We start from the raw sequence: 6,213 nt of genomic DNA, 5'->3' as shown, positions 1-6,213 counted from the left end.
ATCACAGCCTGAGAAACGCCCGCGTCCTCGTGGTCAGGACGGACGTCCGCAAGGCCGTTTTTACACGACCAAGACCCGAAGCCGACTTAATCAGAATTGAGCCGAACGCTTAATCGGGCAGCAACTTTAGCACACTAATCAGTGTCCGTATGACCCTGGTAACCGCACATGCCTCATGAATTGCTGAGCGGCATTCTCGGAAGCCTCGCAGCAGAGGTCGCTTCTAAGATTGCTCCTGCGCGACAGGGTGGCGAATTTGCCGAAGTTCCGGCTGAAACACTCCAGCGGCAGAACCGCCGGCTTTATCGTTACCTGTTGGCTAGTGGCTGCTTGGGGTTTGCCACTCCCTTGTTGGCTCTTGCCATAGGGAGTGAGGACGCGCCGTGGCGCAACGCCTGGTTAACCGGGGTTATTTTCGGCCTGCCATTTCTGATCATGTTGATCTTCTTGGCGCTCGTCTGGGCGACACGAGGCAGCAAAAGGGCAACGGAGCTTTTGTTCTACTTCGAGAGACAACAGCGGACTCACATCTACGTTTTCTACCTGTACGCCGTGCCGCTAGCGGTGCTGGGACTCACATCCTCGGTGCTGGTGTGGCTCTAAGCACCGCTAACGAGATTACATTGAAGCAGAAGCATCTCGTTGCTGAAGTACTTTGCTGGCGTAGAATGTGACCACTTTCCCGGGTCAAATGTCCGTCTAGCCAAAAAGGTCGGCAATCGGCATGTCGCCTATTGGCCCCTCGCGGACCTTTCCAGTCGGGACGGTGACGTCTGCTCCCGGAGGTCGACCGGAAGCAAGCCGTCCAGGGGCAAAAGGACCGGCTTTGACCTAAACCGGACCTTCGTTCGCACCGCTGTCATTTTGGGGTTGCAAAGCTTTCAGTCAACGTATGCTGGTACGTTGAGGGAGAGTACCGAGGCATCGTGGCCTCCTGGAGTACAAGCAATTTGGCACTTTGCGGCGACCAATGAGTCAAACGACGGCCGATCTGCCCGACATCTCGTATCCCGTGCTTTGTTGGCGAGAGGGCTACATCTATCTGGCTGCGACGCCACTCGAACTCTGTGCACATCCCCGCTCGATGTTTGAGGAGACGGCCCAACGCGCCCGCGCTGGCGAATGGCACTTAGTAGACGCCGACGGCCGGTCGTTCGATGTTCTAGACTTTATTCGTGTTCGCCCGTTCGGCGGCATCAGAGCCATCGGACCATGGTTGCTGCGTTCGATTTTTGCGATTCCGGTGCTGGCCAATGAAGCGAGGCTGCCGCTGTCCGAGTTTAAGAAAACGCTGATCGGCGCGATCAGGATTCGCTATCAATATGACTCCGATAAGGCACCGGCGGCACGGGCCATCAGGCTTCTGCAATCTGCTGATTCGTATGCAGCGGCTATCGACGCGCTGCCAAAGAGGTGACGGCGACAAGTAGCCCTTCGCTTTTGTCGCGTTTACTTCCGCTGCTGGCCCGTCCCGGACCTTCGGTCCCGCCGGTGATGTCGGCTTCCGGGCCTCGACCGGAATAAGGGGGCCGGGCACCGACCGCCGGCTTTTTGACCCGAAGCGGAAGTGGGCTGTTGGACGGGCAGACGCCGCTCAGGTTATGTTCCCTAACCGCCAAAAGGGGGCAAACGATGGAGCAGCGTTTCACATTCGATCAGGTCGCGAACGTATACAGGGCCTCACGACCCGATTACCCTGAGGCTCTGATTGACGATGTCATGTCATTTGCAAACCTAGAGCCAACCGATGCCGTTCTTGAAATTGGCTGTGGAACGGGTCAAGCAACAAAAAGCTTTGCGAAGCGGGGTTTGCAGATCGTCGCCATTGATCCCGGATCGGAAATGATCCGCTACGCGCGCGAGACTTTGGCGAGTTTTGCCAACGTGAAACTAGCCGAGGCTACTTTCGAGGCGTGGCCAGTTGGAAATTCAGTGTTCGCTCTAATCTTTGCGGCACAGGCGTGGCACTGGGTATCCCCGGAAGTGCGGTTCGTAAAAGCCGCCCAACTGCTTTCGACTAACGGAACACTGGCCGTCTTCGGGCACGTGCCTGTCGGACTACCCTCACATTTACTGGAACGGTTTAAGCAAATTTGGCTACGTCACACGGGCTCGTGGGGGCGCCGCCCGAAGCTTGGTACCTACCGAACGGCCCGTTTAAGGACTGGTTTGACCAGTCGCAGTTGTTCGGGCCCGTTGAACACAAGTGCTATCTGTGGAAATGGCAGCACACGGCGTCCAGCTACACCGAGTTTCTGAGCACGCGGTCGGACGTTCGGTTACTCGCGGCAGAGACGCGTGAAGACCTGCTCAATGAAATTGCAAAAGCAATCGACGATCAAGGAGGCGGCCTCGACATCGATTATGAAACGCATCTTTACATTGCTCACCGTATTGATGGCGACAAATAGCCCTTCTCGTTAGCCCATTTGTCGCGTTCACTTCCGGTTCTGGCCCCCTACGGACGATCCAGAGCGGCATTGAGAATGTCCGCTTTCGCGGTTTAACCGGAAGCGAGCCGTCAGACGATCAGAAGGCAGCTTTTCGAATCGGACATCGTTAGTTTTTAGTAACGGCCGCACAAAAGATGCTCTCCTTCGATTTCCGCTTCCTTGTCCAAGAGCGGTATTGAGTGCGGCGTGGGCAATGTCGGCAAGCGACCAGGAAGATGAGAACAAAGCTCGTAATTGCAATGCTTCTGAGCTTCGGTGTGATCGTTCTAGGCCACGCGTACCTTCGCGGCTACGCACCCTTCACCGCTCAATTTGTGCAGACATGTGATAGAGCAATCAAGGAGCGGTTGGTTGATCCGTCCACCTATGAGCGGATCAGCGTAGACGAGTCTCGGAAGACAATCACGTTCGACGAGTTCTTCAAAGACCCGATACGGCGAGTGTCCGAGGCAGCCAAGAAAGCCATTGCCCAAGTCGAGCGAGCTTCGCCGGTTCAGTATATCGCGCTCATCGATTACCAAGCTCAGGATCGTATCGGTGCCATCATTCGCGAAAGCGCAACATGCACTTTCAACTCACTTGATGGGAGTGACATGCCTGAACGTACAGGTTTTGTGCAGGTCGACGGCGAACATAATATTACGTGGGCTGCGAGGCAGCCGAACGCGGCCGCGCTCCTATCGCGCCTGGGACGGTGACTGGTGGTCGGCTATTGGCCCATCACGTCGATCCTGCGATTGATCGAAATGGCCGCTATCGAGGGGTAACCGGACCACCAGCGGAATCGGGAAGACAGTCGCCCATGAGGCGTAGCGGAAGATCGTAGTCCGTCGCTGGTTATCCGGCCGGATCGCTTTGGCGGCCGCTGCATCATAGGGGTATAGCGAAGCAGTAGTGCCCATCTTCATCGGCCGTGGTGCGCCATTTCGATTGGGTACACCGTAGTTGCGGAGCAATTCAGAGGTCTGCGTTCTGCGCATCGTGTTCAAGCCGAGGGGCAGTTTGCCGTAACCAATGTTTCTCGAGAAAGCCAATTGACTAAAGTCCGGATAGCTCGATCACCGGTGAGTTCTGGACGCCAACGTGCCACATGGACTTTGCTCGAAGACACGTGAGGCGTCGCCAACAACGCCGGTACGAGGCGGCCATCGGCGACTGCGTCGGCGATCAGAAGCGAGCGTCCAAGCGCGACCCCGCCGCCTTCTACGGCAGAGGTGAGGCAAAGCCCGATATCACGCAGAACCGGCCCGCGGGAGACGGCCTGGTTCACGCCAAGTGTCTTGAACCAGAATTCCCAACTCCACTCACCGGCCGGATCGCTCCCCTTGCGAATCAGCGGAAGCTCAATCAGACCGGCCGGATTCGCCAGCGGCTTGCCTTCAGGCAGCACACGTGGCGCGCACACCGGAACCACCCGTTCCTGAAACAATGGCGCTTGGGTCGAACTGGGCCGTGCTTCGGCAAGCGACGTCCAGACGATACGAAGATCGACTGAACTCGTCGCGTCCTGCTCCGCTTGGATTGGCTCGAACTCGACATCGATGTCGGGATGCTCCGACTGAAACGATGGAAGTCGCCTGACGAGCCACCACGCGGCGAACGCCGGGCCTGAACCCAATCTGACGGTTTGGCGGCTGGCGCGGCGGCGCAGACGAGGCTCCAGTCCGGCCATGGTGTCGAGCAACATCGCAAGTTCGGCTCGCAGCAAACTTCCTTCGGCGCTCAGCTCGACCCCGGGATTGAGTCTGCGGAGCAGAGTCGTCCCGTAAAATGTCTCGAGCTGCCGAATTCGATGACTGACCGCGCTCTGGGTCACACCAAGTTCTTCAGCCGCGCGAGTGAATGAGCGGTGGCGCGCGACGGCGTCGAACGCGACCAATGGAGCGAAAGGTGGAAGGCGACGGACCATCGGAGCAAGAAGTGATCAATGAGAACCACATGATACAGTTTCATGAGATTTTGAGAATGCTTCATTCGCTGCCAAGCCGTTTTTCCGCCAGCCTAAGGCGATGGCAGAACATCTCGAAATTGCGCTGGTTGAGGATCCGACAATCGCGGATAACGGTTCTTCTTCACGATTGCCGCGGTTTGCGCTTCTTGCGGCGAGTGTCAGCGGATTCCTGTTCCAGGTCGATCTCACGGGCCTGGCCGCAGCGCTACCGGACATCGCCAGCAGCTTAGGGGTCCCGGTGCAAGACCAGGCCTGGATTATCGACATCTACAGCCTCGCTCTCATCTTCGCGCTTCCGGTTGCCGGTCCGTTTGCAGACCGACACGGGCGGCGAAGAGTGTTCATTGGCGGCGGCGTCTTGTTTGCTCTCTCCTCGGCACTGTCTGCGGCGTCGACCACGTTCGAGAGCCTGCTGGCGTGGCGCGTGCTGCAAGGCGTCGCAGGCGCTGCGATCACGTCGGCGGCTGCGGCGCTACTCGCGGCCGCTTATCCGGGTAAGCGACGCGCCTGGGCCTTCGGCATCTGGGGTACGGTCATCGGTGGCTCAATGGTCGTCGGACCACCGCTCGGAGCAATCATTGCCTCCTATGCTGGCTGGCCGTGGATCTTCTGGATCAATCTTCCGCTCTGTATGGCGCTCGTGGTCTTCGCCTCGCCGCTGGCGGAATCGGAACGTGTCGGCTCTCAACCGCCAATGGATTGGCTCGGGCCGAACCTGCTAGCGCTAGTCGTCGGTTCCTCAGCGTACGCGCTCCTCTCATCAGGCGGATTTCGTGGGATAGCATTGGCTACAACCGTGCTCGCTTCTTGTGCGTTCTGGGTCGTAGAGCGCAGGCACCCGCGGCCGGCCTTTGATTTCGGACTGTTTGCGTCGGTTCCGTTCCTTGCCCTTTGTATCACCGCTATTGCAAGTTCGATCGGTTACTGGTCCTTGCTCGTCCATCTGCCGCAGATGATGCGCGGGCCGATGGGGCTCGATGCAAGTCGCTCCGGATTGCTGCTAACCGCGCTCACCATACCAATGCTCCTGCTGCCTAGTCTGGGCGCGCGCTTGTCGCAGTGTATGCCGGCACGGTTCTACTTCGGCGGAGGACTGACGGTGGTTGGCGTCGCGGCATTGTTCCTGGGAGCCATTTCAAGGGATCTGTCCAGCTCGGCAGCGACGTGGGCCGTGGGCGCGATGCTGCTCCTGGGCGGAGCGGGGTGCGCACTGTTCAACGCTCAGATCACGGCCTTCTCGGTTTCCTCGGTTCCAGCCGATCGAGCGGCGACGGCTGCCGCCATGTGTGTCACAATGCGTCAGGTGGGCTTTGCTTTCGGCATCGCGCTGATAGGAGCCGTCCTGAATCTGGGCGGTAGCGGCCTGTATCCACCCGCTTTTCTTCTCGTCGGTGCGATCACGCTTGTGCTTGGTGCAATTGTGTTTGCCTTGCTCTCAATTCCTGTCGCAAGGGAGCTGCAGTAAAGCGGCAAACCAACTTTGCAGTTGATATTAGGATCGTGCAATTCACCAAGCGGGCTGCTGCGGAAGCGTTAGTCGGCCAACGTGCGATTGTCGCGCATTCTACGAACTGTGCGCGTTTCCATTGCAGGGTCCGTTTCGAACGCTTGTTTTCCCTTCGCGGCCCAAAGCTCACGTGCCCGTTCGCCCTCACCGCTTTTAAGCTTGTCAGCCATCCAAAGCAGCGCGCCCAAGATCGTGGAACGGTCGTCACCGGTCAGGTCCACGATGCCGGCTTTGACCACGAGGCCGCCGAGTTCGATGAGGTGCCGGGTGCGCTTGCGGCGTTCGACCTGCCACGCGCGCAT

The 6,213-nt window shown here is 58.5% G+C and carries 7 protein-coding genes and 2 pseudogenes; 6 read left to right on the top strand and 3 right to left on the bottom strand.

The genetic code is table 11. The annotated features are described in order from the left end of the window. Positions 1–168: 168 nt before the first annotated feature. The 5 genes and pseudogenes from QW861_RS27995 (at position 169) to QW861_RS27975 (ending at position 3,151) form a co-directional block, all read left to right on the top strand. Positions 169–603, top strand: coding sequence for a hypothetical protein (locus tag QW861_RS27995; protein WP_315715829.1), 435 nt, complete (start codon positions 169–171; stop codon positions 601–603). A 367-nt stretch (positions 604–970) separates the two neighbouring features. Continuing rightward, on the top strand, positions 971–1,417 hold the full coding sequence (locus QW861_RS27990; protein WP_315715830.1) for a hypothetical protein: 447 nt from the start codon (positions 971–973) through the stop codon (positions 1,415–1,417). Between the two features lie 215 nt (positions 1,418–1,632). Continuing rightward, positions 1,633–2,043: pseudogene (locus tag QW861_RS27985) on the top strand (class I SAM-dependent methyltransferase); the annotation flags it as partial. 71 nt (positions 2,044–2,114) lie between these two features. Next, positions 2,115–2,411: a hypothetical protein gene (locus tag QW861_RS27980; RefSeq protein WP_316193755.1), complete on the top strand. Its 297-nt coding sequence runs from the start codon at positions 2,115–2,117 to the stop codon at positions 2,409–2,411. A 257-nt stretch (positions 2,412–2,668) separates the two neighbouring features. Beyond that, positions 2,669–3,151 (top strand): hypothetical protein, encoded by a 483-nt coding sequence (locus QW861_RS27975; protein WP_316193753.1) that lies wholly within the window; start codon positions 2,669–2,671, stop codon positions 3,149–3,151. Positions 3,152–3,438: 287 nt separating this feature from the next. On the opposite strand, the gene QW861_RS27970 is transcribed toward QW861_RS27975, so the two are convergent. After that, positions 3,439–4,140 carry a LysR substrate-binding domain-containing protein gene (locus QW861_RS27970; protein ID WP_315729252.1) on the bottom strand — a complete coding sequence of 234 codons (702 nt, stop codon included), beginning with the start codon at positions 4,138–4,140 and terminating at the stop codon, positions 3,439–3,441. A gap of 36 nt (positions 4,141–4,176) precedes the next feature. Further along, positions 4,177–4,362 (bottom strand): annotated as a pseudogene (locus QW861_RS34070) (LysR family transcriptional regulator); the annotation flags it as partial. Positions 4,363–4,462: 100 nt separating this feature from the next. Between QW861_RS34070 and QW861_RS27965 the strand changes: the two are divergent. After that, complete coding sequence (locus QW861_RS27965; RefSeq protein WP_315715834.1) at positions 4,463–5,869, top strand: MFS transporter; 1,407 nt, start codon at positions 4,463–4,465, stop codon at positions 5,867–5,869. 68 nt (positions 5,870–5,937) lie between these two features. On the opposite strand, the gene QW861_RS27960 is transcribed toward QW861_RS27965, so the two are convergent. Then, positions 5,938–6,213 (bottom strand): conjugal transfer protein TraD, encoded by a 276-nt coding sequence (locus tag QW861_RS27960; RefSeq protein ID WP_315715835.1) that lies wholly within the window; start codon positions 6,211–6,213, stop codon positions 5,938–5,940.

It is taken from the genome of Bradyrhizobium sp. SZCCHNRI1029, assembly GCF_032487555.1.
Classification (GTDB): Bacteria; Pseudomonadota; Alphaproteobacteria; order Rhizobiales; family Xanthobacteraceae; genus Bradyrhizobium.
This window is presented reverse-complemented; position numbering and strand designations above follow the sequence as displayed.

Coding starts and splice junctions, on each gene's coding strand:
- QW861_RS27975 (WP_316193753.1), top strand. CDS start 2,669: ATGAGAACAAAGCTCGTAATTGCAATGCTTCTGAGCTTCGGTGTGATC.
- QW861_RS27960 (WP_315715835.1), bottom strand. CDS start 6,213: ATGCGCGCGTGGCAGGTCGAACGCCGCAAGCGCACCCGGCACCTCATC.
- QW861_RS27965 (WP_315715834.1), top strand. CDS start 4,463: ATGGCAGAACATCTCGAAATTGCGCTGGTTGAGGATCCGACAATCGCG.
- QW861_RS27970 (WP_315729252.1), bottom strand. CDS start 4,140: ATGTTGCTCGACACCATGGCCGGACTGGAGCCTCGTCTGCGCCGCCGC.
- QW861_RS27995 (WP_315715829.1), top strand. CDS start 169: ATGCCTCATGAATTGCTGAGCGGCATTCTCGGAAGCCTCGCAGCAGAG.
- QW861_RS27990 (WP_315715830.1), top strand. CDS start 971: ATGAGTCAAACGACGGCCGATCTGCCCGACATCTCGTATCCCGTGCTT.